The sequence below is a fragment of the Streptomyces sp. NPDC051320 genome (assembly GCF_040682175.1).
GTDB lineage: Bacteria > Actinomycetota > Actinomycetes > Streptomycetales > Streptomycetaceae > Streptomyces.
Genome location: NZ_JBFBAL010000004.1, coordinates 1 through 25563 on the forward strand (window position 1 = coordinate 1; position 25563 = coordinate 25563).

Genomic DNA, 25563 nt, shown 5'->3' on the forward strand with positions numbered 1-25563 from the left:
CGGTTCTGGCCCCGCCGGGGCCCGCCCCCCCTGCCGCAACCGGCTGGGGGGCCCCCCGCTGTGGGGGCGGGCCCCACTCGCGTTAACGTGCCCGTTCGCTACCCGGTCTGGTCGTTGTTGCCGCCGCCCAGGCCGCCGAGAGGGCCGCCGTTCCCATTGCCGTTACTGGTGCCGTTGGTGGTGCCGGTACCCGTACTGGTGTTGCCGTCGGTGGTGCCCGTACTGGTGTTGCCGTCGGTGGTACCGGTGCCCGTACTGGTGTTGCCATTGGTGGTACCGGTGTCGGCGCCGGTGTCCGTGCCGGCATCGGTGCCGGAATCGGTCGGCGACGGCGGAGTCACCGGGTGGCTCGGTGGGGGCGGAGCGCTGTGCGACGCGGTGGCCGACGTGCTCGGGGACGCCGGCGACGAGGGGCTGTTCGATGCGCTGGGTGACGGCGTGAAGCTGGGCTGCACCGCTGCGCCCTGGTCGGTGTCCAGGTCGAACTTGCTGGGCTTCATGTCGAGGCCGAAGACGTACGCGGCCCAGATCTGGGCGGGGAAGCCGGCACCGTTGATACGGCCGGTGGGGCTGCCGGCCGCGCCGCTCATGGTGACCTGGGTGCCATGCAGGATGGTCTTCCCGTCCGGGCCCTTGTGGGTCTTGGACGCCTCACCGAACAGCCCGACCGAGGTCACCAGATCCGGGGTGTAACCGGTGAACCAGGCGGACTTGTTGTTGTCCGATGTACCGGTCTTGCCCGCGACCTTCTGGTCCTTGTTCTTTACGACGGTACCCGTACCCTTCTGAACCACACCGGTCAGCACCGAGGTGATCGCGTCCGCCGTCTGCCGGCTGACCACTTGGTCGCCGATGGCCTTCTGCAGGGTGAGCGGCGTCCGGTCGGGGTTGGTCGCCGACTTCACGATGGTCGGGGTGACCTTCTTGCCGTGGTTGTCGAACGTCGCATAGGCCCCGGCCATCTCCATCGGACTGGCACCGTAGGAACCAAGCGTCATCGCCGGTACGGCCTGCGCGTTGTCCAGCCTGCTCAGTCCGAGATCGACGCCCAACTGCTTGACCTTGTCAAGGCCGACATCCACGCCCATCTGCGCGAACACCGAGTTCACCGAGTCGTTCATGGCGGACTGGACGGTGACCTGTTTTCCGTAATTGTGGTCGTCCTCGTTGGGCGGCGCGAAACCCACCTTGTTGCCATTGCTGTCCACGACCGGGCGCTTACTGGTGCCGTCGTAGAGGGTGTTCGCCGAGATCAGCTTGCCGCCCTGCGTCTTCGCCCCGGACTCCAGGGCCGCCGCGAGGATGATCGGCTTGAAGGTGGACGCGGGCTGGTAGTCGGTGCGCTTGGCGTTGCTGTACTCGTGCTTCAGGTAGTCCCAGCCGCCGTACAGCGCCAAGATCTTGCCGGTATGCGGGTCCACCGAGACCGCGCCCGCCTGGAGGTCGGCGTCGACCGGCCGCGTCTTGGGCTTGAGCTTCTCGATCAGCTGCTGCTTCATCGTCTTCTCGAGCTGCGCCTGCTTCTTCGGGTCGATGTTGAGCGTGACCGTCCAGCCGCCGGCATCCATCTCCGCGTCGGAGACGCCCTGTGCCTTCATCTCCTGCTTGGCCGCCTTGACCAGATAACCCGTCTGACCCTTCAGGCCCTTCGACGGCTTGGGGTCCTGCGGAATCTGGAACTTCTGCGCGGCCCGCTCGGATTCGCTGAGCCAGTGCATCTCGGTCATGTTGTTGAGCGTGTACGCCCAGCGCGCCTTGACCAGTTTCTTCCCCTCGGGGCTCGCCGACGACCAGTCGTAGTCGCTCGGCGCCTGGAGCAGCGAGGCGAGGTAAGCACCCTGGCTGACGTTCAGTTTCGAGGCGTCGACCCCGTAGTACGCCTGGGCGGCGGCCTGGATACCCCAGGCGCCGCGGCCGTAGTAGCTGGTGTTGATGTACCCCTCGAGGATCTCCGATTTGGAGTACTTCTGGTCCACCTTGAGGGAGACCACCAGTTCCTTGAGCTTACGGCTCACCGTCTGGTCAGCGGTGAGGTAGTTGTTCTTGACGTACTGCTGGGTGATGGTCGAGCCACCCTGCGTCCGGCCCCTGACGGTGTTGTAGAGGCCGCGGGCGGTGCCCCTCAGGTCGACGCCGTTGTCCTTGTAGAACGTCTTGTTCTCGGCGGCGACGAAGGTGTGCTGCACCTTGAGCGGGACGTCGGAGAGGTGGACGTTCTCCCGGTTGACCGGGCCCTCGCGCACCAACACCTTGCCGTTGCTCAGCTTGAAGACGTTGCTCTGCTGCGCCATCTCGGCGTTGGCCTTGGGTATGGGGACATACAGGTAGAGCACGACGAACGCGCCCATCGCCAGCAGGCAGAGTCCGAAGAAGGTGCCGAGCATCTTCTTCCAGGTGAAGAACCGGCCTATGCCGGTCTTCTTGGCTTTGGCCCGGCGCGCCCCGCGCTGCCGGGCTCGTCGATCATCCGCACGGCCCATCGCTCTGTGACTCCGCCTTCTCTACTCACCAGATCAGCTGTCGAAAGCTAACACCGCAACTTCGGACACATGACACCCACCCGTCCTTCTCCGTGGTGACAATCAGCACCCGCCTCACCAGAACCGACGTTCAGGGACCGCCCAAGGTTGCCGGATCCGATCGATCTCTCACCGATATCTCAGCGAAGTGGGCATATTTAGACGGAAATGTCGCCGCTAATGAAAGGCCCGTCACCTCTATACACGACAGGTATACCGAGTGTGTATAGTCATCACCATGCTCTCCCAGTCCCCGCCGCGGTCCCTGTTGCTCAGCGCCACCGCCCTCCGCAAGGCATACGGTCCGACCCCGGCCCTGGACGGAGCGGACTTCGCCATATCGGCCGGCGAAATCGTCGCCGTCATGGGACCCTCCGGCTCCGGCAAGTCGACCCTGCTGCACTGCCTGGCCGGGATAGTCCAGCCCGACGCCGGCTCCGTCAGCTATGACGGCCAGGATCTCGCCGGGATGAACGATGTCGGGCGCAGCGCCCTGCGCCGCACCGATTTCGGCTTCGTCTTCCAGTTCGGGCAGCTGGTGCCCGAATTGACCTGTGCGGAGAACGTCGCCCTGCCGCTGCGGCTGAACGGCGTCCGGCGCCAGGAGGCCGCGCGCCGTGCCGCTGAGTGGATGGAGCGTCTCGAGGTCGCCGACCTCGGGCGCAAGCGGCCCGGCGAGGTGTCCGGCGGGCAGGGGCAGCGGGTCGCCATCGCGCGCTCGCTGGTCACCGGGCCCCGGGTGCTGTTCGCCGACGAGCCGACCGGCGCCCTCGACTCCCTCAGCGGCGAACTGGTCATGGACCTCTTCACCCGGGCCGCCCGCTCCACCGACGCCGCCGTCGTACTCGTCACGCATGAGGCACGTGTCGCCGCCTATTCCGACCGGGAGGTCGTCGTACGCGACGGCAGGTCCCGCGACCGCTTCGCGCAGTACGCCGCATGAGCCGGCTCAACGATCTCGCCATCGGCGTCCGGTTCGCGGTGACCGGCGGCAGGGAGACCTGGGTCCGCACCACGCTGACCGCCGTCGGCGTCGCGCTGGGGGTGGCGCTGCTGCTCGCCGCCTCCGCGCTGCCCAACGCGGTGAGCACCCAGTCGGCACGCGGACACGCCCGCACCCTGTCCGCACCCATGCACTCGGTCCCGCGCGGTGACACCACCCTGCTGTACGGGCACGCGGAGAGCGAGTACCACGGCGTAGCCGTCGACGGCTATCTGTTGCGCCCGGACGGCGCGCACCCGATCACCCCGCCCGGTGTCCGCACGATTCCCGCCTCCGGCACGATGCTCGTCTCGCCCGCCCTGAAGGACCTGCTGGACTCCGGGGACGGAAAGCTGCTGCGCGAGCGCTTCCCGTACCGGATCACCGGCACCATCGGTGACGCCGGGCTGAGCGATCCGGGCGAGCTGTACTTCTACGCGGGCAGCTCCACCCTCACCACGCACACCGGCGCGCATCGCATCGCGCATTTCGGAGGCGGCCCGCTGAGCGCGCCGATGTCCTCCCTCCTCGTCGTGCTCACCATCCTGGGCTGCGTCGTCCTGCTCGCTCCGGTGGCCGTCTTCATCGCGACCGCCGTGCGCTTCGGCGGCGACAGCCGCGACCGGCGGCTCGCCGCACTGCGCCTCGTCGGCGCGGACATCCGGATGACCAGGCGGGTCGCGGCGGGCGAGGCGCTCGCCGGTTCCACGCTGGGGGTGCTGCTCGGCTGGGTCTTCTTCCTGGTGGGACGGCGGTTCATCGGCGGCATCCAGCTGTGGAGGATGTCCGCATTCCCCTCCGACCTGGCCCCGGTGACCGAACTGGCGGTGCTGCTGTCGGTGGCGATCCCGGTGTCCGCCGTCCTCGTCACGCTGGCCGCGATGCGGTCGGTCGTGATGGAACCGCTCGGGGTGACCCGGCAGCGGGCCACCCGCCGGCGCCGTCTCCGGTGGCGGCTGGTGATGCCGGTCGCCGGGCTGGCCGTCCTGCTGGGCGCGGGCCGGGTCACCGGCCAGGCCCCGGCTGTCGACCCGTACCCCATCGTCATCGGCGCGCTTCTGGTCCTGGTGGGGCTCACCACCCTGCTGCCCTGGGTCGTCGAGGCGGTCGTCGGCCGGATCAGCGGCGGTCCCGTCCCGTTCCAGCTGGCCACCCGCGGACTCCAGTTGAACAGCGGCTCGGCAGCCCGTGCGGTCAGCGGCATCACCATCGCGGTGGCCGGCGCGGTAGCGCTGCAGATGTACTTCGTCGGACTGCACGACGATTTCAACAAGACCACGGACCAGGACCCCGCCCGGGCCCAGATGCACATCGACGCGACGTACCCCAGCGGGGAACGCGCCCAGCAGATGATCACCGCGCTGCGGTCCACCCAGGGCGTCGAGGCGGTCATCGGCACCATCGAGACCTACGCCGACAAGCCGGGCGGTGACGCCGACGCGGTCGGCCCGTGGCCCACCACCGTCATCACGGTCGGCGACTGCCCGACCCTGCGCGAACTCGCCCAGCTGCCCTCCTGCCGGGACGGGGACACCTTCGTCGCCCACATCAAGGGCCGCCGGAAGTCCAACGACTGGGTCGATCAAACCGTGCGACCGGGCGGCAGGCTGAACGTCAGCCTGGACGACAAACCCGTGCTGTGGACGCTCCCGAAGACTTCCCGCACGGTCATGGCCCGCACCGACCCGATGGGCGAGAAACGTGACGGCATTCTCGTGACACCGTCCGCGATCAGCATGGCGCAGCTGCCGGAAGCCGAGACGCGGGCCCTGGTGAAGATCGACCGTTCGGTGCCGGACGCGTCGGAGTACGTACGGAACACCGCGGCCCGGATCGATCCCGTCATGCGGGTCTGGGACATCACGGCGGTCGACCGCGACCAGCAGTACGCCAGCGTGGAGAAGGGGCTGCTCGCGGGTTCGGTCGCGACCATGGCGCTGATCGCCGCCTCCATGCTCATCGCTCAGCTGGAACAACTCCGGGAGCGCAAGCGGCTGTTGTCCGTGCTGGTGTCGTTCGGCACCCGCCGTCCCACCCTCGGCTGGTCGATGCTCTGGCAGACCGCACTGCCCGTAGTGATCGGTCTGGTGCTGGCCGTCTGCGGCGGTCTGGCGCTGGGCGCCGCGCTCCTGCATATGGTCGGCAAACCCGTCACCGACTGGTGGGGCTTCATCCCGTTGGCCGGCACCGGCGGGGCTGTCATCCTGCTGGTCACCCTGCTCAGCCTCCCGCCGCTGTGGCGACTGATGCGCCCGGACGGTCTCCGTACCGAATAGTCGCGCCACCTCCCACCGACGAAGAAAGGCCCTCATGTCCATCGGTCACACCCTGCTCGGCATCCTGGAGTCGGGCCCCCGTCACGGTTACGACCTCAAGCGCGCCTTCGACGAGAAGTTCGGCCAGGACCGCCCCCTGCACTACGGGCAGGTCTACTCGACCATGTCCCGGCTGCTGAAGAACGGCCTCGTCGAGGTCGACGGCATCGAGGCCGGCGGCGGCCCCGAGCGCAAGCGGTACGCGATCACCGATGCCGGGATCAGCGATGTCGAGCAGTGGCTGGCGCAGCCCGAGAAGCCCGAGCCGTACCTCCAGTCGACGCTCTACAACAAGGTCGTGCTGGCCCTGCTCACCGGCCGCAGCGCCGCCGACCTGCTGGATGTGCAGCGTGCGGAACATCTGCGGCTGATGCGCATCCTCACCGACCGCAAGCGTCGCGGCGATCTCGCCGACCAACTGATCTGCGACCACGCTCTCTTCCATCTCGAAGCCGACCTGCGCTGGCTGGAACTGACGGCGGCCCGGCTCGGACAACTCGCCACGGAGGTGGGCGCATGAGTGGGAGCATGACCCCCGCCGGTTCCCTGCTGTACGCCACCGACCTGCACAAGGCGTACGGCCCGACCCCGGCGCTCGACGGTGCGGCCTTCTCCATCCACGCCGGTGAGATCGTCGCCGTGATGGGCCCGTCCGGCTCCGGCAAGTCGACCCTGCTGCACTGCCTCGCGGGCATCGTCCGCCCCGACACCGGCTCCATCAGCTACGGCGGACGCGAGTTGTCGTCGATGACGGACGCCGAACGCAGCGCACTGCGCCGCAGCGATTTCGGCTTCGTCTTCCAGTTCGGGCAGTTGGTCCCCGAGCTGACCTGCACGGAGAACGTCGCCCTGCCGCTGCGGCTGAACGGCACGAAGCGCAAACAGGCCGAGCGCAGGGCCCTGGAGTGGATGGAGCGCCTGGAGGTCGCCGACCTCGGGCACAAGCGGCCCGGCGAGGTGTCCGGCGGGCAGGGCCAGCGGGTCGCCGTGGCGCGCTCGCTGGTGACCGACCCCCGGGTGCTCTTCGCCGACGAGCCGACCGGCGCCCTCGACTCGCTCAACGGCGAGCGGGTCCTGGAGCTCTTCACCCAGGCGGCCCGCTCCACCAACGCCGCCGTCGTCCTCGTCACCCACGAAGCACGCGTCGCCGCCTACTCCGACCGCGAGGTCGTTGTACGCGACGGCAGGTCACGGGACCTGGAGCACATCGGATGAGCTGGTCGCAGGATCTCACGATGGGGGCGAAGTTCGCCGTGAGCGGCGGGCGTGAGGGCTGGCTGCGCACCCTGCTGACGGCCGTCGGTGTGGGCCTGGGGGTGACGCTGCTGCTGATCACCACCGCGATCCCCAGCGCGCTCGCCGCCCGCGACGCACGGTCGGACAACCGCAACGACTTCGGCACGACCATCGTCGACAAGGCCGCCGCCGACACCCTGCTGCTCGGCCGGTCCGACACCACCTTCCGTGGCCAGGACGTCCGCGGCCGACTGCTGCACGCCGAAGGACCGAAGGCCCCGGTTCCCGCCGGTATCAAGGCACTCCCCCGGGACGGCGAGATGCTGGTCTCCCCGGCCCTGGCCCGCCTGATCTCGTCGGACGCCGGGAAGCTGCTCCGTGAGCGGCTCCCGTACCGGGTCGGCGGCACCATCGGCGACGCCGGCCTGATCGGCCCGCACGAGTTGGCCTACTACGCCGGAGACGACCACCTCACACAGGCGGAAGGCGAGGACGTACGCCGGATCAGGGCGTTCTCCGACGCGCCGTCGCAGACGCCCATGGACCCGGTACTCGCGCTACTGGTCGTCATCATCTTCGTCGTGCTGCTGATGCCGGTGGCCGTCTTCATCGCCGCCGCGGTCCGCTTCGGCAGCGAGCGGCGGGACCGCCGGCTCGCCGCGCTGCGGCTGGTCGGTGCGGACTCCCGGATGACCCGCCGCATCGCAGCGGGCGAAGCGCTCGCGGGGGCGCTGCTCGGGGTGGTGTTCGGCGCCGGGTTCTTCGTGCTCGCCCGGAGCTTCGTCGACGATATCGACGTGGCCGGGGTCAATCTCTTTCCCTCCGACCTGAACCCGAGCGGGTGGCTGGCCGCGCTGGTCGTGGTCGCCGTCCCCGCCGCAGCCGTGGCGGTGACCCTGTTCGCGCTGCGCGGTGTGGTCATCGAGCCGCTCGGCGTGGTCCGCACCTCGACCCCGCGGCGCCGTCGCCTCTGGTGGCGGGTGCTGCCGCCGGTCGCCGGGCTCGCCCTGCTCTACCCGATGATGGGCCAGGGGCTCTACGGCGGGGGCTTCAACCAGGCCGAGGTCATCAGCGGCACCGTCCTGCTGCTCATCGGCGTGACCATGCTGCTGCCCTGGCTGGTGGAAGTCGTGGTCAACCGCCTCGGCGGTGGCTCCACCGCCTGGCAACTGGCCGTCCGCAGGCTCCAGATGAGCAGCGGCACCGCTGCCCGGCTGGTCAACGGCATCGCGGTCGCGGTGGCCGGTGCCATCGCTCTGCAGATGCTGTTCACCGGCATCGACGGCGACTACACCCGGCGAACCGGCGTCGACACCTCCCGCGCCCAAGTCACCGTTCAGGCCCAGCACTCGGGCAGCGCGGTGACGACCGCACTGCGCCACACCGACGGCGTCGGCACAGCGCTCTCCCTGGACAAGGTGACCGTCAGCGCGGGCAAGTCCGCGGAGGACGCCGTCAGTTCCGGTGCCTTCATCAATGCCGATGTCGGGGACTGTGCAGCGCTGCGTGAGCTCGCCACGATCACGTCCTGCGCGGACGGCGACACCTTCCTCGTGGAGGGTGGCTGGAACCAGAACGTCCACCGCATCGCCAAACCTGGCCATCGTCTCCGGCTCAGCTCCCCGCTCGGGGACGACACGTCCCGTCCGCTGGCTTGGACCCTGCCGGCCGCCACCCGCACGGTGGAGGTACGGACCGACCCGACGGGCAATCCCGGCGAGGGCGGCATCTTCATCACCCGCGGCGCGCTGCCGACCGCCAAGGTTCCCGCGATGACGACGATGATTTACGTCAGCCTCGACCCGAACGTGCCGGACGCGGTGGACCGGGTCCGCAACACCGTGGCGCGCACCAGCCCCCTCTTCACGGTGGACGCGCTCCAGGAGGTACGGGTGGACAACCGCTTCGGCAGTGTCCGGCGCGGCCTGTACATCGGCGCCGCCGCCGTGCTGCTGCTGATCGGCGCGAGTCTGCTGGTCTCCGTCCTCGAGCAACTGCGCGACCGCGCGAAGCTGCTGGCAGCGCTGACCGCCTTCGGAACCCGCCGCTCCACGATGAACTGGTCGGTCCTGTGGCAGACCGCGATACCGGTCGCGCTCGGCCTGGCACTGGCCACGGTGGTGGGGCTCGGTATGGGCTCGATCCTGCTCCGGATGGTCGGCCGCGCGGTATCGGTCGACTGGGTGGCCGTCGCCATGATGACCGGAATCGGCGCGGGGGTGGTCCTGCTCGTCACAGCCCTCAGCCTGCCGCCGCTGTGGCGCCTGATGCGACCTGAGGGGCTCCGCACAGAGTGATTTCGGGGGCTCCGCCCCCGGACCCCCGCTCCTCAATCGCCGGAGGGGCTCTGTGTGGCTGGGGCAGACGGATGTAGCTGCAGGACGCAGCGGACGCAAGCCAGAATCAGCCCCACCGGCGTTTGAGGAGCGGGGTCCGGGGCGGAGCCCCGTGCAACGGCGCCGCGGGTACTACGCCAGCCACACCGGCAGGCACCGCACCGCCTCCCGCAACGCCGCGCCGAACGCGGTGAACTCCCCCTGCCGCGCCGCCCCCGCCCGCATCGCCAGCGCGATCCGCCGCGTCGGCACGGGCTCGGCGAAGCAGGCCGTCGCCAACTGCTCGTTGCGGGCCGTCTCCACCCGCACCGCCGTCCGCGGCAGCAGCGTCACCCCGAGGCCGCCCGCCACCAGCTGGACCAGGGTGGAGAGCCCGGCGGCCGTCGTCGTCACGGGCGTCCCGCCCGCGCGGCCCGCCTCGCGGCAGATGTCCAGGGTCTGGTCCCGCAGGCAGTGACCCTCGTCGAGCAGCAGCAGATCCAGCTCACGCAGCGCGTCACGCGAAACGTCCGTGCGTCCCGCCAGCCAGTGGTCGTGCGGCGTGACGAGCACGAACTCCTCGTCGAAGAGGGGCAGTTCGGCCACTCCGGGCACGCCATGGGGGTCCCCCCGGCCGAGCCTGTTCGAGGCTGGGGGAGGCACCGCGAGCAGCAGCAGATCGAGCCGCCCGCCGGTCAGCCCCTCGACCAGCGAGGATGTCTGCTCCTCGTGCACCTGGATGTCCAGATCGGGGTACTCCCGGTGGACGAGGCGGAGCACGGTCGGCAGCAAATACGGCGCCACGGTCGGGATCACGCCGAGCCTGAGCACCCCGGTGAAGGGCGCACGTACCGCCTCGGCCTCCTCCATCAGTTCACCGACCGCGTCCAGCACCATCCTGGCGCGGCCCGCGAGGCGTTCGCCTGCGGGCGACAGCAGCACCTTGCGGGTGGTCCGCTCCACCAGTTGCACGCCGAGGGTGTCCTCCAGCGCCGACACCGCACCGGACAGCGCGGGCTGGCTCATGCCGATCGCGGCGGCCGCATCCCTGAAGTGCAGATGCTCCGCCACGGCCGCGAAGGCGCGCAGCTGCGCGAGGCTGGGCTGTTTACCCCTGACTACGGTCGCCACTGATAGGCACCTCCGATCGCGTCCAGAAAGCATAGCTATTTCTGCGATCAATGGAACGTGTGCCAATCTGTAACACGTCCAACCCCAGGAACGCCCCAAAAGGGATTTCCTATGCTGCAAGGAGAGTACGTGCTCACTGTCGGTGACAAGTTCCCCGAGTTCGACCTGACTGCTTGTGTCTCGCTGGAGAGCGGCAAGGAGTTCGAGCAGATCAACCACAAGACCTACGAGGGCCAGTGGAAGATCGTCTTCGCGTGGCCCAAGGACTTCACCTTCGTGTGCCCCACCGAGATCGCCGCCTTCGGCAAGCTGAACGAGGAGTTCGCCGACCGCGACGCGCAGGTCCTCGGCTTCTCCGGTGACTCCGAGTTCGTGCACCACGCCTGGCGCAAGGACCACCCGGACCTCACCGACCTGCCCTTCCCGATGATGGCCGACCCGAAGCACGAGCTGATGCGTGACCTCGGCATCGAGGGCGAGGACGGCTACGCCAAGCGCGCGGTCTTCATCGTGGACCAGAACAACGAGATCCAGTTCACCATGGTGACCGCCGGTTCCGTGGGCCGTAACCCCAAGGAGGTCCTGCGGGTCCTCGACGCCCTGCAGACCGACGAACTGTGCCCGTGCAACTGGACCAAGGGCGAGAACACCCTGGACCCGGTCGCGCTCCTCTCGGGCGAGTGAGCTGATTCCCTGATGTCACTCGACGAACTGAAGTCCGCCGTCCCGGACTACGCCAAGGACCTGAAGCTGAACCTCGGTTCGGTGATCGGCAACAGTGATCTGCCGAAGCAGCAGCTGTGGGGCACCGTCCTCGCCTGCGCCATTGCCTCGCGTTCGCCGAAGGTACTGCGTGAGCTGGAGCCCGAGGCCAAGGCCAACCTCTCCCCCGAGGCGTACACCGCGGCCAAGTCCGCCGCAGCCGTCATGGCGATGAACAACGTCTTCTACCGGACCCGGCACCTGCTGTCGGACCCCGAGTACGGCACGCTGCGCGCGGGCCTGCGGATGAACGTCATCGGCAACCCGGGCGTGGAGAAGACCGACTTCGAGCTCTGGTCGCTCGCCGTCTCCGCCATCAACGGCTGCGGCCAGTGCCTCGACTCGCACGAGCAGGTGCTCCGCAAGGCCGGCGTGGACCGCGAGACGATCCAGGAAGCGTTCAAGATCGCCTCCGTCCTGCAGGCGGTCGGCGTCACGCTCGACTCCGAGGCCGTACTGGCCGAGTAGCCGTAACGCGGCAACGGGCCCCGGCACCATGGTCGCCATGGTGCCGGGGCCCGTTGCTCACCCGCTGCGCGCCGACCGCTGTCACTCACCCGGCGGTGGGTCGCCCGCTCCCGCATCGGCGTCACGCGCCTGCGGCACGGGCTGGACCGGCGCTCCGTCCCCCGCGGTCGCGCCGTGCGGCGCGGGGGGCGCTGCCCGCATCGCCAGCTCCCTGCTGTACGCGCGCAGATAGCCGACCACCGTATTGGTCACCGCCACCAGCGGTACGGCCACCACCGCTCCGCCGATGCCTGCCACCATGCCACCCGCCGCCACCGACAGCACGACGGCCAGCGGATGGACCCGGACCGCGCGGCCCAGGATGAAGGGCTGCAGCACATGGCCCTCGATCTGCTGCACGGCGAGTACCACGATCAGCACCATCAGGGCGGTGAACACGCCCTGGGTGACCAGTGCGACGACCACCGCGAGCGCTCCGGAGACCACCGCGCCCACCAGCGGGATGAACGCGAAGAGAAAGATGAACACCGCCAGCGGCACCGCCATCGGGACGTCCAGGAAGAAGATCCCGAGCCCGATGAAGATCGCGTCGATCATGGCCACCAGCACGGTGCCGCGCACATAGGCGGTCAGCGTCCGCCACGCGCGCGGACCGGCGCCCGCGACGCCCGGGCGGGCCTGGGCGGGAACCAGCTTCAGCACCCACTGCCAGATGCGCGCTCCGTCATACAGCAGGAAGAGCGTCGAGAACATCGCGAGCAGTATGCCGGTGAGGATTTCGACCATCACCGTGACGCCCTGCAGCCCGGCCGAAGTGATCTCGTTCGTGTTGGTGCCGATGGTGTCGCTCAGGTTCTTGGCGACGTCGTTGATCTGCTTGTCCGTCACGTGGAACGGGCTGTTCAGCAGCCAGCGCTTCAGCTCCTGGATACCGTCCTGGACGCGGCTGGAGAGTGTGTCGAGATTCTCCATCACCTGCCAGACCACGAACCAGCCGACCAGACCCATCACCACGAACCCGAGTACGGCGGTGAGCGCGGTGGCGAGGCCGCGCGGCAGCCCGGCTCTGCGGAGTCTGGCGACCGTCGGCTGGAGCAGCGCGGTGACCAGCAGGGCGGCGGCGAAGGCCAGCACGACGAGCTGGATGGCGCTGATGATCCGCATCAACACCCAGAGCGTGCCCGCCAGTACGAGCAGCCGCCAGCCGGCCTCGGCGGCGACCCGCATCCCCCAGGGTACGGCGGCGACCGGGTCCGGGCGGGCGGCGACGGCAGGGGCGTAGTCCGGGGGCGGCGGCACCTGTCCCGGGGCGGCCGGGTAGTCGTCGGTCGCCTCGCCGGCGCCGGCCTCCGTGGTGTGCGGAGGACCGGTGTGGTCCGCGTCCTCGGAGAGCGCCCTGCGCTCCTCCAACCGTTCGCCCCATTGGGTCAGTTCCGCGCCCACTTTTTCGAGCCAGTCCGGCAGCTTCGACATTCTGGTCCCTCTTCCCCCGCCCGCTCACTTCACTCGGAGCCCGACGGTACATGCACGGAACCCCCCGCCGTAGGGACGGCGAGGGGCTCTGCGAAGTTGAGCGTCGGGCGTACTCGACAGCTCCTAGTACCAGCTGTTGGCCTGCCAGAACGACCAGGCTCCACAGGGGCTGTGGTAGCGGCTGTCCATGTAGTTCAGCCCCCACTTGATCTGGGTGGCCGGATTGCTCTGCCAGTCGGCGCCGGCGGACGCCATCTTGGTGCCGGGCAGGGCCTGCACGAGGCCGTAGGCGCCGGAGCCCGCGTTCACGGCCCGGTAGTCCCAGCCGGACTCGTGGCTCACGATGTTGCTGAAGCACTGGAACTGGTCCGAGGGCATCATCGCCCGTGCCATGGCCTGGACCTGAGCGATGGTGTAGGAGCTCTGCGTCGAGAAGCTGCTGGCGTCACGAACGGAGGAACGGCTGGCCTGCACCTTCTCGTCGTGCAGCTTCTTCGCCTTCGCCACTGCCGCGTCGGCAGCGTCCTTCTTGCTCTTGGCGTCCTTCGCGGCCTGGATGCGGGCCGACTCCTCCGCGGACTTCTTCGCCGCTGTGTCGGCCTGCACCGCCTGGGTGTCGGCCTGCTCCGTCAGCGACGCGACCTGGGCCTGCTGGCCGTCAGGGATGTCTGCGAGGGTCGTCGTGTCCGCGGCGGAGGCTGCATCGAGGTTGTCGCCTGCGGGCACTGTGCTGCCCGATGCGACGCCGACAACTGCTCCTACGGTGGTGACCGCAGTGGCAGACGCCACCGCGAATCCCCGGACCGAAATCCGGCTCACACGGTTTCCTTCCAGCAGCGACCGCTCGTGACCTCGCGGACGCAATCGTGCCCCTGGCACGGGCCTCCCAACTTCGGTCACGGGAGGCGCTGACCCGGTGGGCAACTTCCTTGCGGAAGTGCTGCGTGGTGCTCGGGTGGCATACGGCGGCAAGTGTTGAGTTGTGTGGTGCTACATCCCTGAGGATGCACGTGTGCCGCATGCGGGGCCTGACGGAAGCAAGACTCTGCCCGACCGAGTCGGCACAAGGCAAACTTCGACGGAGTGGGATAGCTCACACCCCGTTTGGCGCAACAGTTTTCTGGAGAACGCTGCGCAGCACAGAGCCGCCCGGCTAGGCTCCTGCGCCTTGCCGGGCGGCTCCCACCGTCAATACGGTGTCAGATGTGGCCATCCTCCAGCATTTCGGTCACCAGTGCGGCGATCTGCGAGCGCTCGGACCGGCTGAGGGTGACATGCGCGAAGAGCGGATGCCCCTTCAACTTCTCCACGACGGCGACCACTCCGTCGTACCGCCCCACCCTCAGGTTGTCGCGCTGCGCGACGTCGTGCGTCAGCACCACCCGGGAGTTCGAGCCGATCCGGGACAACACCGTCAGCAGGACGTTGCGTTCCAGCGACTGCGCCTCGTCCACGATGACGAAGGCATCGTGCAACGAGCGCCCCCGGATATGGGTGAGCGGCAGAACCTCCAGCATCCCCCGGCCGACCACTTCCTCGATCACGTCCCGGGTGGTCACCGAGGAGAGGGTGTCGAAGACCGCCTGCGCCCAGGGGCCCATCTTCTCGGCCTCCGAGCCCGGCAGGTAGCCCAGTTCCTGTCCACCGACCGCGTACAGCGGCCGGAAGACCATGACCTTCTGATGCTGCCTGCGCTCCAGTACGGCCTCCAGGCCGGCGCACAGCGCCAGTGCGGACTTTCCGGTGCCCGCCCTGCCTCCCATCGAGACGATGCCGATGTCCGGGTCGAGCAGCAGGTCGAGCGCGACGCGCTGCTCGGCGCTGCGGCCGTGCAGCCCGAAGGCCTCCCGATCGCCCCGTACGAGCCGCACGTTGCCCTCCGCGGTGACCCGGCCGAGCGCCTTGCCGCGCTCCGACTGGAGCACCAGGCCGGTGTGCACGGGCAGATCGGCTGCTTCCGGCACGTACAGGGCGTCTTCGCTGAACAGCAGATCCACCTGATCGGGCGAAAGCGTCAGTTCGCTCATCCCGGTGTAGCCGGAGTCGGTGATAGCCAGCTCGGCGCGGTACTCCTCGGCGAGCAGCCCCACCGACGAGGCCTTGATGCGCAGCGGCAGGTCCTTGGAGACGACGGTGACGTCGAACCCCTCGGCCTGGAGATTGCGCGCGACCGCGAGAATCCGTGAGTCGTTGTCCCCCAACCGGTAGCCCGCCGGAAGCACGCTGGGATCGGAGTGGTTCAGCTCGACACGCAGGGTCCCGCCCAGCTCGCCCATGGGAAGCGGGGCGTCGAGGCGTCCGTATTTCACCCGGAAGTCGTCGAGCAGACGCAGGGCCTGCCGGGCGAAGTATCCGAGCTCCGGATGGTGCCTCTTGGCCTCGAGTTCCGTGACCACGACGATCGGAAGCACCACTTCGTGCTCCTCGAACCGGGCCATGGCGTTCGGGTCGGCCAGCAGGACGCTGGTGTCGAGAACATAAGTGCGCCTGTCGGGCATGCGGCGCTTTGTGCTGGTCACCACGGAAGGACGTACCCCCTCGGATGCATGAAGTCGGGGAGCGACGGCGTCGCGGGCTGCTGGGACCGGGGCCTGCCTCCACACGGAGGCCGGGTCCCGGCCCTCCGCGTCGCCCGTGCTCAGAGCACGGTCGTCCTGGTGCAAAGGGCCTCCCGGGTGAGTGGGCTCGTGCCGCTCACTGAGATACGACATCCGTGGACCGGACATCGACCTGGAAGGGGTATTCCCTCGTTGGCTGATTACCATGCCACCACCAGCCCGTCCGGGCGCTCGAGGACGGCGCCCGGGGCGGATCCCCGGGGTGGGTGGGCGCTCCCCCGCAGGGCTCAGGCCCCGTACCGCCGGTGTCGCGCAGCGTAATCGCGGAGGGCTCGCAGAAAGTCGACCTTGCGGAATGCCGGCCAGAACACTTCGCAGAAGTAGTACTCCGAGTGCGCGCTCTGCCACAGCATGAAACCGGAAAGCCGCTGCTCCCCACTTGTGCGGATCACCAGATCGGGATCCGGCTGCCCCCGCGTATAGAGGTGCTCGGAGATCCGCTCCACATCGACGATCTCCGCAAGCTCCTCGAAGGACGTGCCCTTCTTGGCATGCTCGTGGAGCAGCGAACGCACCGCGTCCGCGATCTCCTGACGGCCGCCATAGCCGACGGCGACATTCACCAGTATTCCGGTAGTGTCCGCTGTGGCCTCTTCGGCCTCTTTCAGTACGGACCGGGTGCCATCGGGCAGCAGATCGGGCGTGCCCACGTGGTGGACCCGCCAGCGGCCGTCGGCCGCGAGATTGCGGACCGTGTCCTCGATGATTCCCAGCAACGGGACCAGCTCGTCGTCGGGGCGGTCGAAATTGTCCGTGGAGAGCATCCAGAGGGTGACGACCTCGACGTCGGTCTCGGCGCACCAGCCGAGGAACTCGGAGATCTTGTCTGCTCCGGCCCGGTGTCCCTGCGCCGCCGTGCCGCCGGACGCCTTGGCCCAGCGGCGGTTGCCGTCCAGGATGACGCCGATGTGCTTGGGGACCTGGTCGTGATCCAGACGGCCTTCCACCCGGCGTGCGTAGAGCCCGTACACCAGGTCGCGCAAGTTCACTGGGTCCAACCCTCCGTGCAATAGCAATCACCCGAGTCGCCACAGTACTGCGCACGGGTCACGACAGCCCAACCCGGTCTGTCACAAGTACGTGATAAGCAAGGGGCTGTGACTGATTCTCTTCGTTATAACGCCGCAGATGACCGGTACGACTCCATGGAGTACCGGCGCAGCGGCCGGAGCGGGCTGAAACTCCCCGCCATCTCCCTCGGCCTGTGGCACAACTTCGGCGACGACCGCACGCTGGACTCGCAGCGCGAGATCCTGCGTCGCGCCTTCGACATCGGTGTGACCCACTTTGATCTGGCGAACAACTACGGACCGCCGGCCGGTTCCGCCGAGCTGAATTTCGGCAAAATCTTCGCGCAGGATTTCGCGCCGTACCGAGATGAACTGCTCATCTCCACCAAGGCCGGTTATCTGATGCATCCGGGCCCTTACGGTGAGTGGGGATCGCGCAAGTACCTGCTGTCCTCCTTGGACGCCTCGCTGTCGCGGATGGGTCTGGATTACGTCGACATCTTCTACTCCCACCGCTTCGACCCGGAGACTCCTCTCGAGGAGACCATGGGAGCGCTCGCATCGGCCGTGCAGCAGGGCAAGGCGCTGTATGTCGGTGTCTCCTCCTACACCAGCGAGCAGACCGCTCAGGCGGCCCGCATCCTGAAGCAGATGGGTGTACCCGCCCTGATCCACCAGCCCTCGTACTCGATGATCAACCGCTGGACCGAGGACGACGACCTGCTGGACACCCTGGAGACGGCCGGCATGGGATGTATCTCCTTCGTGCCGCTCGCCCAGGGCCTGCTCACCGGCAAGTACCTGCAGGGCATCCCGGCGGGGTCGCGTGCCACCCAGGGCAAGTCGCTCGACCCGGATCTGCTGTCCGACGAGGTGGTGCGCCGGCTCAACGGGCTCAACGAGATCGCCGGCCGGCGCGGGCAGTCCCTCGCCCAGCTGGCGCTCAACTGGGTGCTGCGCGATCCCCGGATGACGTCCGCGCTCATCGGCGCCTCCAGCGTGAAGCAGCTGAACGAGAACGTGGCGGCGCTGGCCGCCCCGCCGCTCACCTCCGAGGAGCTGAAGGAGATCGACTCCTTCGCCGTGGACACCGCGGGCACCAACATCTGGGCCGGGCGCGGCTGACGTACCGCCGCCTGCGGGCACAGAAAACGGGCCGGTCCGTGGGGGGGATACGGACCGGCCCGAGGGGGGGTTTCCACCATAACCCTTCATAAGTCGTGCCGGGTGCCACGACGTGCCGCACTCATGCTCGGAACTTATGCTCCGAATCCGCCGAGCAGCACACCGGTGAGCGCGCCGGCCACCATGAACGGCCCGAACGGCATCGCCGTCTTACGGCCCGCCCGGCCCCGCAGCATCAGGCCGACGCCGTACACCCCGCCGTAGAGAAACCCGGCGAACGCACCGAGCAGCAGGACTCCCCAGCCGTACCACCCAAGAGCTATCCCCAGCCCGGCGGCCAGTTTGACGTCGCCGAAGCCCATGCCGTTCGGGTTGATGAGGAAGAGCACGAAGTAGCCGCCGCCGAGGGCGAGACCGCCGAGCAGCGCCGTCGGCCAGGAACCCTTGGCGCCCGGTATCAGCGCCGCGACGCCCAGCAGCACGGCGGTCGCCGCGGCGATCGGCAGCGTCAGCACATCCGGCAGCCGCTGCACCGCCCGGTCGACCGTCCCCAGCAGCACGAGCGCCGGCGCCAGCAGCACCCACACCCCCAGCTCCGGCACCGGTCCGGCGGCGGCGGCGAGTGCGGCGGAGAGGGCGGCGGTGAGGAGGGCGACGGCCGGCGTACTCGGCCCGTACCAGCCGTCGTCGCCCCGCGCCGGCCCGAACCAGCCGGTGATGGGAGCGCCCGTCGGGGACACACCGTGCCAGGGGGTCTGGGGTGGTACGGAGAGCCGGTAGGCGGGGCGGGGGATGAGGATGCCGATGACCGCGCCCAGACAGGCGGCGAGGACGATCAGCAGGACGGCGGGCACGGGGAGATTCTAGGCCGGACGGGCAGGGCCCTACTCCGGCTTGCGCGCCTCGATCAGGAAGCGCGTCGTGGTGGCGACGAAAGGCCCTTCGGACACGATCTGCTCATGGAGCGACCTGAGCCGCGACAGATGCGCTTCGACCGTGAAACCGGGCACCATCCACACCACCTTGCGCAGGAAGTAGACGACCGCCCCCACGTCGAAGAACTCCGTGCGCAGCGACTCCGTGCGCAGATCGACGACCTCCAGACCGGCGGCCTGCGCCGCTGCCCGGGCCCGCTCGGGGTCGCGGCCGCGACGTGCTTCGGGCTGCGGCCCGAGGAAGTACTCGACGAGCTCGAAGACGCTCGCCGGGCCGACCTCCTGGGAGAGGTACGTACCGCCGGGGGCCAGCACCCGGGCGATCTCCGGCCAGTACGCCTGCACCGGATGCCGGCTGACCACCAGGTCGAACGCGGCGTCGGCGAAGGGCAGCGGCGGCTCATCCGCGTCGGCCACCACCGCGACCCCGCGCGGGTGAAGCAGCGCCGTGGCCTTGGCGATATTCGGCGGCCATCCCTCGGTGGCCACCGTGAGCGGCGGCAGCTCCGGCGCGGATGCGAGCACCTCGCCGCCGCCCGTCTGGATGTCCAGCGCGGCCGAGGCGCGGCCCATCCGGTCCGCCATCATGCGGGCATAGCCCCAGGAGGGGCGCTGCTCCGTCGCGCGTCCGTCCAGCCAGGAGAAGTCCCAGCCCTCGACGGAGGCCGCGGCCGCCTCGGCCACCAGCTCTTCGAAGGTGCGGGGCGCGTTGCGGGGCGGGGCACTGGACATGAGCACGAGTCTGGCAGGCACACACCGGGTGCTGCCAGGCGTTTTGTCGTCAGGACGGCCGGTCGTCGTCAGGACGGCCGGCGGAGATCGCGGAGACGGATGAATGAGCGGGAAAGTAACCGTCCAAGCCGGCTCTCCGCAGGATCTCCAGGTGCAACGGGTGGGTGCAGACCAGATCGATGGACCCGCCGCCGTCGAGCGCTCGGCGCCGCGCACGGCAGAGCAGCCGCAGCGCGGAGCAGTCGATGAACGTCGCAGGAGCGAGGTCGACGATCAGCCGTGCCCCGCGCTGCGCGGTCGCCGCGTCGGTGTGGGCCTGGATCTGCTGGGCCGATGCGAGATCGACCTCGCCCCGGAACTCCACCACGGTGAAACAGCCCACGCGGTAGCTCCGGGCACTGGGGCCGGGGCGCGTCAGGAGCCCGTTCAGTACCTGAACGTCCATGGCAGACACCCCCAAGTCGGCATCCCCGGTCGGTGAGTCACCCCTCCACCTTAGAAACGATTCAGGTGCAGAAACGTGCATGCTTGCCCGGTTTCACCTGAGCGAGTGAAGCGGTGCCGCAAAGCCACGGTTCGGCCAGGAAGTTGGTAAGGCAGGCCGTGGCGTGGAGTGGCGGCCGGCTACCGCCTTCCGAGCTCCGGCGCGCCCCACACCGGGAACCAGCGGCTCAGGTCCGGTTCGATCCGCAGGTCGTCCGTGAGCAGTGCCCTGGTCTGGAGTTCGAGGGCGTTGTCGCGCTTCTCGGCCGAACCGGGAATCGGGGCGAAGGGGTAGAAGGTGCCTCGTTTGTACAGGTAGACCAGAAACAGCCTCCGCTCCCCCGCCGCGTCCTGAAACCCGGTCACCGAGCAGAGCAGCTGCGGGCCGAAGCCGCCGTCCTCGAGCAGGGTGTTGACCGCGTGCAGGTCGTTGACCAGTGAGGACACCTCGTCGGCCGGATGGCGGGCGAGGAGCCAGGTGTAGCCGTACGCGTCCTCGCTGAACCCGACGGGCGTGCCGCCCCGACCGGTATCGGCGTCCAGCAGCTCCCGTACGTCCTGCTGGAGCTGGGCGAAGGCGCCGCCCTCGACACTGGCGAAGCACACCGAGCCGGCGCCGGTCGGCGTGAATCCGGCGCCCGCCTGGAGGGTGATGGCGGCGGCGGGCACGCCGAAGAGCTGGTCGAGGTCGGGGCGTACCGGCTTGCTGCGTCCGAGGATGGTGTCCAGGAGTCCCACGGAAATACCTCGGTTCACGGCGGCTGAGAGTTCACGGGCGGCTGAGAGTTCACGGGCGGCCGAGCTGCGTCGAGATCCTGCCGAGCTGGTCCAGGCGCTGCTCCAGCGTCGGGTGCGAGGAGAGCAGCCTGCTCAGGCTCTCCTTGGAGGAGAAGGCGGGCGCGAACCAGAACGCGTTGTACGGTTCCGCCTTCCGCAGATCCTCGGTGGGGATCCTGGCCATCTGGCCGGTCACCTTGGTGAGTGCGGAGGCGAGCGCCGAAGGCCGGCCGGTGAGCAGCGCTGCGGCGCGGTCGGCGGACAGCTCCCGGTACCGGGAAAGCAGCCGGGTCAGCAGGAAACTGACCGCGTAGACGACAGCGCTGACCAGCGGTATCACCAGCATGGCGATGGCGGTGTTGGTATCCCTGCTGCCGGCCCGGCTGAGTCCGCCCCAGAGCCCGATACGGGTCATGACACCGGCGAGCACGCCCAGGAACGACGCGATGGTCATCACCACCACATCGCGATGGGCGACATGCGACAGCTCGTGCGCGAGGACGCCCTCCAGCTCCTCCGGTTCCAGTCGGCGGAGCAGACCGGTGGTGGCGCAGACCAGGGCGGTGCGCTCGTTGCGTCCGGTGGCGAAGGCGTTCGGCACGTCACTGTCGGCGATCGCCACCCGCGGCTTCTGCATGTCGGCGAGGGCGCAGATGCGATCGACGGCGCCGTGCAGTTCGGGCGCCTGTGCCGGGGTGACCTCGCGGGCGCCCATGCTGTAGGCCGCGATCCGGTCGCTGAACCAGAACTGCGCGATGAACAGACAGCCCGCGATCACCACGATGATCGGCCACGCGCCGCGCACGACAGCCAGCAGGACACCGACGAACACCACGTAGAGCAGCCCGATCAGGAACATCGTCGTCACCATCCGCGTGGTGAGTCCCTGGTCGGGAACGTACCGGGAACGAGACCGCGATCCTGGCATCTGCTGTTCGCCTCCCGCGCTCCGTCGCCCTGCGCAGGCTCCACCGCCCTGCGCCGTTCTTTGCGCCTTCTTTCAGTGTGCTCCTGTCACACCCCGTCCGGACCTGGGATGGGATAGACCGATTTGCAATGTGCCCGTACTTGAGTTCCCTTCGAAAGGGGAGTGCGGCCCTGGTTTCTGTCCGGCCCTGGTTTCTGTCCTCTCCGATTACCCGACTAGGGGTGAACCACTGTGGTGTTCACTGACCGCGCCGACGCGGGACGCCGTCTCGCGGCAGCGCTTCGGCATGTGAAGGCGGAGCAGCCCGTCGTCCTGGGCCTGCCTCGTGGTGGAGTTCCGGTGGCGTCCCAGGTGGCGCGGGCGCTCGGGGCGCCGCTCGATGTGATCGTGGTCCGCAAGCTCGGTGTGCCCCACCACCGTGAGCTGGCGTTCGGCGCGATCGGAGAGGGCGGGGTGCGAGTGATCAATGAGGACGTCGTCCGCCGCGCCCGCCTCGACCGGGACGTCATCGAACCCATCGCGACGGCCGAGGAGGCGAAGCTCGACCAGCAGGCCCGGCGGTTCCGCGAGGGCCGGCCCCGGCTACCGCTGGAGGGTCGGACGGCAGTCGTGGTGGATGACGGGATCGCCACCGGTGCCACCGCGTCGGCCGCCTGCCAGGTGGTGCGGGCCCAGGGCGCGGCACGCGTGGTGCTGGCCGTTCCGGTGGCACCGCCCGAGGCGGCGGACCGGGTGCACGCCGGGGCGGACGACCTGGTGTGCGTCTCGTCGCCCATCGGTTTCTCCTCCGTCGGGGAGTGGTACGAGGACTTCTCCCAGACCTCCGACGAGGAGGTCGTCTCCCTGCTGGAAGAGGCCACGGACACGGCCGCCTCCGGTGATCCGGCCGCCGGCCGTCCCACTTCCGGCGGCCCCGCTCGGAGCACCGAGGTCGAGGTGGACGCGGGCGGGATCCCGCTGGACGGGGACCTCACTCTGCCGGAGGGCGCCCGGGCGATCGTGATGTTCGCCCACGGCTCAGGCAGCAGCCGCCACAGTCCGCGCAACCGTCAGGTGGCAGCGGCGCTGAACGAGGAGGGCCTGGGCACCCTGCTCTTCGACCTGCTCACGCCGGACGAGGAATCGGACCGGGCCAACGTCTTCGACATCGCGGCCCTGTCCCGGCGGCTGGCGGACGCCACCCACTGGCTGCGCGGCCGCAGGTCCCTCCCGATCGGCTATTTCGGGGCCAGCACCGGCGCCGCGGCCGCGCTGCGGGCCGCCGCATCCGCCGATACGGACGTCGCCGCCGTGGTGTCCCGCGGCGGCCGCCCCGACCTGGCCGGCGATGCGCTGTCCGATGTACGGGCGCCGACGCTGCTCATCGTGGGCGGCGCCGATTCGACCGTGCTCGACCTCAACCGCCGGGCCCAGGCGCAGTTGCGTTGCGAGAACGGACTGGAGGTCATCCCGGGCGCCACCCACCTGTTCGAGGAACCGGGGGCGCTGGAGGACGTCGCCGAACTCGCGCGCTCCTGGTTCACCAGTCACCTGCTGACGCCGGCGGGCTGACCGAAGCCTGACACCACCCCCGTAGGTGCCAGGCCCCGCGTCGTATGCTGTCCGCCGTACAGCCCAGGGCCTAGCGGACGGACAACGTGATGTGGGATGCCGAGTGGCCGTTGCCGTAGGTCTTGAACATGCTGCTCCTGCCCGAGCAGCGGTAAGCCCACGCAGCGTTGCATAGCATGGCGGTGCGATCACTCAGAGCTTTGCAAGATTGCTACAAAATTTGCCACTCTCTCGCCATGGAGACATCGCCAGAATTCGGGCCGGACGAGGGCCCTGCTCAGAAAGTGAGCGTGTCCTTGCCGGCGGGGCGCATCGCCGCCGTCAAGGCCCACGTTGGCGCGAGAGGATTCTCCGCGTTCGCAAGCGAAGCCATTGCGCGGCACCTGCAACGCGAACTGGCCGAGCAGCTTCTGTAAGCCAGCGAGGAAGAAACAGGGCCCATCCCCCAGGAGACGCACGACCGCGCCGCTCAGGCCGTCCGCGCGGCAAAGCAACTAGCGGCGCAGGAGCACTCCGCCGCAGAACAGACACCGGGGGAAGATTCGTGGCACGGGCGCGAAGCCGGCTGAACAACGGGATCTTGCTTCTCGACAGCGAAGGCTTACGCAAGGCCGTCAACGCCGACGCGCAGGTGACTGCGTTCATCCGAGCGGCGCAGAGCGAGGATATGTTGATCGCCGTCAGCGACCTGCCGTTGATCGAGGCATGGCACGCAAAGATCCGGATGGATCGCTTCCGTTGGTACACGTCCCGGCTGGAGATCCTGCCGGTTTCCGAATCGATCACGTGGCATGCCATTGAGCTCCTCCGGGAGGCAGGTCTCCACGGACACAAATACGCGATCGACGCCGTGGTAGCCGCGACTGCGCTCAGCTACCTCGGACCCTGCATCGTGCTCACCTCGGACGTCGATGACATGCAGAAGCTGTGCGGCCGACGAGTGCAGATCGAGGAAATCTGAGCTACGAGGCCGCACCGGCCCCGGGCCGCTCGCCGCGCGGGAAGGAGATCTCGACCCGCCGGTTCTTGGTGCGGCCCTCCTCGGTGTCGTTCGACGCGATCGGGTAGTCCTCGCTGTACCCACGGATGTCGAAGGTGACGTCGGAGCTGAGCGACTTCGCCAACTCCTGCTGTACGGCGTCGGCGCGACGCTTGGAAAGCACCTTGCCGTGCTCGTACGAACCAAGGTTGTCGGTGAAGCCGAAGACCCGGACCTTGGTAGCGTGCTGGGCCACCGCCTCGTCGGCGATCGCCTTGATACGGGACCTCGCCTCGGGGTTGAGCTTCGGGCTGTCCTTGGCGAACAGCACCTCGGCCTGAAGCGCGAAGGTCACGTCCGAGTTGGTGTCCTCCCGGCGTTCCTCCCCGCCGAGGTCCTCCACCACGGACTTGATGTCGAGCACGTGCGAGGGCGCGAGCGTGGCCCCGTCACCGAGCCTGAGCCCGGGGGCGGCCGGGTCGATCGTGGGCGGCGGGGACGAGGTCGTACTGTCCGGGGGCGCGCTGGGGCCGGTCCCGTCGGCGCGCGCCGCCGTGACGGACATACCGGTGAGCAGCAGCGTCACCGCGACGGCGGCCGCGGAGCGGCGGGGTCGTTTCATGGGCCGGTCACTGCCCCTCGGAGATGTCGATGGTGGCGGGGGGCATGTCCCCCACCTGGAACTCGACGGATTTGGTGGAGGCGGGCGGGGCGGGGAACTGGGCGTAGAAGGACTTCTCCGCGTTCGGCACGAACCCACCGACGAATTTGGTGCACAGGCAGCGACCGCTTGTGTCGCGGAGGATCAGGTACTTCTTCTTCCCGGTGGCGTCGACCAACGAGGCGCCTGCCATGGAAGCGGAGTTACCGGCCAGCTCGCTTTCGTCGCCGGCCCACGTCGTGGGGGTCCAGATCTTTCCGCTGCCATTGGTCACCTTGCCGCTGACCGTGACGAAGCCGCCGGCATCCCGGACCGCCGAAGTAATGGTGAGCGTGACGCCGTCGCTTCCCTTTACCTGTGCCAGAACGTCGTCCGCGCCGGGGGTTGGGGAGCTTTGCGCCTTGTCACTGCTGTCCTTGGTGTGCGAGGCGGAAGCGGAGGCACCCTGCTTTGCCGTGTTACCGCCGTCCCCTCCGCAGCCTGCCACCGTGAGGCCCAAGCCCGCCGCGATCGCCACAGCGGTCAGTGCCCTCCGGGCTTTCAAGGTGCGCCGCATCCTCATC

The 25563-nt window shown here is 68.9% G+C and carries 23 protein-coding genes; 10 read left to right on the forward strand and 13 right to left on the reverse strand.

The features are described 5' to 3' along the window. Positions 1-98: 98 nt before the first annotated feature. Positions 99-2480, reverse strand: a complete 2382-nt coding sequence (locus AB0M87_RS10220) for a transglycosylase domain-containing protein (protein WP_365851493.1) — start codon at positions 2478-2480, stop codon at positions 99-101. Between the two features lie 277 nt (positions 2481-2757). Between AB0M87_RS10220 and AB0M87_RS10225 the strand changes: the two genes are divergently transcribed. The 5 genes from AB0M87_RS10225 to AB0M87_RS10245 are packed head-to-tail and all read left to right on the forward strand — an operon-like array spanning position 2758 to position 9349. Continuing rightward, positions 2758-3462, forward strand: coding sequence for an ABC transporter ATP-binding protein (locus tag AB0M87_RS10225; protein WP_365851494.1), 705 nt, complete (start codon positions 2758-2760; stop codon positions 3460-3462). Then, positions 3459-5777, forward strand: coding sequence for an FtsX-like permease family protein (locus tag AB0M87_RS10230; RefSeq protein ID WP_365851495.1), 2319 nt, complete (start codon positions 3459-3461; stop codon positions 5775-5777). Before AB0M87_RS10225 ends, AB0M87_RS10230 begins: the two co-directional genes overlap by 4 nt. 34 nt (positions 5778-5811) lie before the next feature. Then, the gene (locus AB0M87_RS10235) at positions 5812-6336 is read left to right on the forward strand and encodes a PadR family transcriptional regulator (RefSeq protein WP_365851496.1); all 525 of its coding nucleotides are present in this window, start codon (positions 5812-5814) and stop codon (positions 6334-6336) included. An 8-nt stretch (positions 6337-6344) separates the two neighbouring features. Continuing rightward, a complete protein-coding gene (locus AB0M87_RS10240; RefSeq protein ID WP_365851944.1) occupies positions 6345-7031 on the forward strand; it encodes an ABC transporter ATP-binding protein in 687 nt (228 codons plus the stop codon). After that, a complete protein-coding gene (locus AB0M87_RS10245) occupies positions 7028-9349 on the forward strand; it encodes an FtsX-like permease family protein (protein ID WP_365851497.1) in 2322 nt (773 codons plus the stop codon). The genes AB0M87_RS10240 and AB0M87_RS10245 overlap by 4 nt, the downstream gene beginning before the upstream one ends. A 171-nt stretch (positions 9350-9520) precedes the next feature. Here AB0M87_RS10245 and AB0M87_RS10250 read toward each other — a convergent pair whose 3' ends face one another. Further along, positions 9521-10498, reverse strand: a complete 978-nt coding sequence (locus AB0M87_RS10250; RefSeq protein WP_365851498.1) for a LysR substrate-binding domain-containing protein — start codon at positions 10496-10498, stop codon at positions 9521-9523. A gap of 129 nt (positions 10499-10627) precedes the next feature. Here AB0M87_RS10250 and AB0M87_RS10255 point away from each other — a divergent pair, with 129 nt between their 5' ends. Beyond that, positions 10628-11182 (forward strand): peroxiredoxin, encoded by a 555-nt coding sequence (locus tag AB0M87_RS10255; RefSeq protein WP_365851499.1) that lies wholly within the window; start codon positions 10628-10630, stop codon positions 11180-11182. Positions 11183-11194: 12 nt separating this feature from the next. Then, positions 11195-11728, forward strand: a complete 534-nt coding sequence (locus AB0M87_RS10260) for an alkyl hydroperoxide reductase (protein WP_365851500.1) — start codon at positions 11195-11197, stop codon at positions 11726-11728. 81 nt (positions 11729-11809) lie between these two features. Here the strand turns inward: AB0M87_RS10260 and AB0M87_RS10265 are convergent, their stop codons facing one another. The 4 genes from AB0M87_RS10265 to AB0M87_RS10280 form a co-directional block, all read right to left on the reverse strand. After that, a complete protein-coding gene (locus AB0M87_RS10265; protein ID WP_365851501.1) occupies positions 11810-13201 on the reverse strand; it encodes an AI-2E family transporter in 1392 nt (463 codons plus the stop codon). Between the two features lie 123 nt (positions 13202-13324). Continuing rightward, the gene (locus AB0M87_RS10270; RefSeq protein WP_365851502.1) at positions 13325-14020 is read right to left on the reverse strand and encodes a transglycosylase SLT domain-containing protein; all 696 of its coding nucleotides are present in this window, start codon (positions 14018-14020) and stop codon (positions 13325-13327) included. Between the two features lie 380 nt (positions 14021-14400). Beyond that, entirely contained in the window at positions 14401-15723 is a 1323-nt protein-coding gene (locus AB0M87_RS10275) for a PhoH family protein (RefSeq protein WP_365851503.1), read from the reverse strand. A gap of 323 nt (positions 15724-16046) precedes the next feature. Further along, entirely contained in the window at positions 16047-16808 is a 762-nt protein-coding gene (locus AB0M87_RS10280) for an isoprenyl transferase (protein WP_365851504.1), read from the reverse strand. A 108-nt stretch (positions 16809-16916) separates the two neighbouring features. On the opposite strand from AB0M87_RS10280, the gene mgrA reads away from it, so the two are divergent. Continuing rightward, entirely contained in the window at positions 16917-17954 is a 1038-nt protein-coding gene (gene mgrA, locus AB0M87_RS10285) for an L-glyceraldehyde 3-phosphate reductase (protein WP_365851505.1), read from the forward strand. Positions 17955-18088: 134 nt separating this feature from the next. Here the strand turns inward: mgrA and AB0M87_RS10290 are convergent, their stop codons facing one another. The 5 genes from AB0M87_RS10290 to htpX form a co-directional block, all read right to left on the reverse strand. Continuing rightward, on the reverse strand, positions 18089-18808 hold the full coding sequence (locus tag AB0M87_RS10290; protein ID WP_365851506.1) for an A24 family peptidase: 720 nt from the start codon (positions 18806-18808) through the stop codon (positions 18089-18091). Between the two features lie 30 nt (positions 18809-18838). Next, positions 18839-19621 carry a class I SAM-dependent methyltransferase gene (locus AB0M87_RS10295; RefSeq protein ID WP_365851507.1) on the reverse strand — a complete coding sequence of 261 codons (783 nt, stop codon included), beginning with the start codon at positions 19619-19621 and terminating at the stop codon, positions 18839-18841. Between the two features lie 49 nt (positions 19622-19670). Beyond that, the gene (locus AB0M87_RS10300) at positions 19671-20066 is read right to left on the reverse strand and encodes an STAS domain-containing protein (protein ID WP_365851508.1); all 396 of its coding nucleotides are present in this window, start codon (positions 20064-20066) and stop codon (positions 19671-19673) included. A gap of 179 nt (positions 20067-20245) precedes the next feature. Next, entirely contained in the window at positions 20246-20842 is a 597-nt protein-coding gene (locus AB0M87_RS10305) for a hypothetical protein (protein WP_365851509.1), read from the reverse strand. 49 nt (positions 20843-20891) lie between these two features. Beyond that, positions 20892-21809 carry a zinc metalloprotease HtpX gene (htpX, locus tag AB0M87_RS10310; protein ID WP_365851510.1) on the reverse strand — a complete coding sequence of 306 codons (918 nt, stop codon included), beginning with the start codon at positions 21807-21809 and terminating at the stop codon, positions 20892-20894. A 231-nt stretch (positions 21810-22040) separates the two neighbouring features. Between htpX and AB0M87_RS10315 the strand changes: the two genes are divergently transcribed. Continuing rightward, positions 22041-23360 (forward strand): phosphoribosyltransferase, encoded by a 1320-nt coding sequence (locus tag AB0M87_RS10315; protein WP_365851511.1) that lies wholly within the window; start codon positions 22041-22043, stop codon positions 23358-23360. 544 nt (positions 23361-23904) lie between these two features. Then, positions 23905-24321 carry a PIN domain-containing protein gene (locus AB0M87_RS10320; protein WP_365851512.1) on the forward strand — a complete coding sequence of 139 codons (417 nt, stop codon included), beginning with the start codon at positions 23905-23907 and terminating at the stop codon, positions 24319-24321. A 1-nt stretch (position 24322) separates the two neighbouring features. Here AB0M87_RS10320 and AB0M87_RS10325 read toward each other — a convergent pair whose 3' ends face one another. Both AB0M87_RS10325 and AB0M87_RS10330 read right to left on the reverse strand, forming a co-directional pair. After that, positions 24323-24961 (reverse strand): OmpA family protein, encoded by a 639-nt coding sequence (locus AB0M87_RS10325; protein WP_365851513.1) that lies wholly within the window; start codon positions 24959-24961, stop codon positions 24323-24325. Positions 24962-24968: 7 nt separating this feature from the next. Next, positions 24969-25562: a hypothetical protein gene (locus tag AB0M87_RS10330; RefSeq protein ID WP_365851514.1), complete on the reverse strand. Its 594-nt coding sequence runs from the start codon at positions 25560-25562 to the stop codon at positions 24969-24971. Between the last annotated feature and the right edge of the window lies 1 nt (position 25563).

What these genes read in the sequence shown, in the direction of transcription:
- AB0M87_RS10220 (WP_365851493.1), bottom strand. Translation starts at nt 2,480, where the DNA reads ATGGGCCGTGCGGATGATCGACGAGCCCGGCAGCGCGGGGCGCGCCGG.
- AB0M87_RS10225 (WP_365851494.1), top strand. Translation starts at nt 2,758, where the DNA reads ATGCTCTCCCAGTCCCCGCCGCGGTCCCTGTTGCTCAGCGCCACCGCC.
- AB0M87_RS10230 (WP_365851495.1), top strand. Translation starts at nt 3,459, where the DNA reads ATGAGCCGGCTCAACGATCTCGCCATCGGCGTCCGGTTCGCGGTGACC.
- AB0M87_RS10235 (WP_365851496.1), top strand. Translation starts at nt 5,812, where the DNA reads ATGTCCATCGGTCACACCCTGCTCGGCATCCTGGAGTCGGGCCCCCGT.
- AB0M87_RS10240 (WP_365851944.1), top strand. Translation starts at nt 6,345, where the DNA reads ATGACCCCCGCCGGTTCCCTGCTGTACGCCACCGACCTGCACAAGGCG.
- AB0M87_RS10245 (WP_365851497.1), top strand. Translation starts at nt 7,028, where the DNA reads ATGAGCTGGTCGCAGGATCTCACGATGGGGGCGAAGTTCGCCGTGAGC.
- AB0M87_RS10260 (WP_365851500.1), top strand. Translation starts at nt 11,195, where the DNA reads ATGTCACTCGACGAACTGAAGTCCGCCGTCCCGGACTACGCCAAGGAC.
- AB0M87_RS10265 (WP_365851501.1), bottom strand. Translation starts at nt 13,201, where the DNA reads ATGTCGAAGCTGCCGGACTGGCTCGAAAAAGTGGGCGCGGAACTGACC.
- AB0M87_RS10295 (WP_365851507.1), bottom strand. Translation starts at nt 19,621, where the DNA reads ATGTCCAGTGCCCCGCCCCGCAACGCGCCCCGCACCTTCGAAGAGCTG.
- AB0M87_RS10300 (WP_365851508.1), bottom strand. Translation starts at nt 20,066, where the DNA reads ATGGACGTTCAGGTACTGAACGGGCTCCTGACGCGCCCCGGCCCCAGT.
- htpX (WP_365851510.1), bottom strand. Translation starts at nt 21,809, where the DNA reads ATGCCAGGATCGCGGTCTCGTTCCCGGTACGTTCCCGACCAGGGACTC.
- AB0M87_RS10325 (WP_365851513.1), bottom strand. Translation starts at nt 24,961, where the DNA reads ATGAAACGACCCCGCCGCTCCGCGGCCGCCGTCGCGGTGACGCTGCTG.
- AB0M87_RS10330 (WP_365851514.1), bottom strand. Translation starts at nt 25,562, where the DNA reads ATGAGGATGCGGCGCACCTTGAAAGCCCGGAGGGCACTGACCGCTGTG.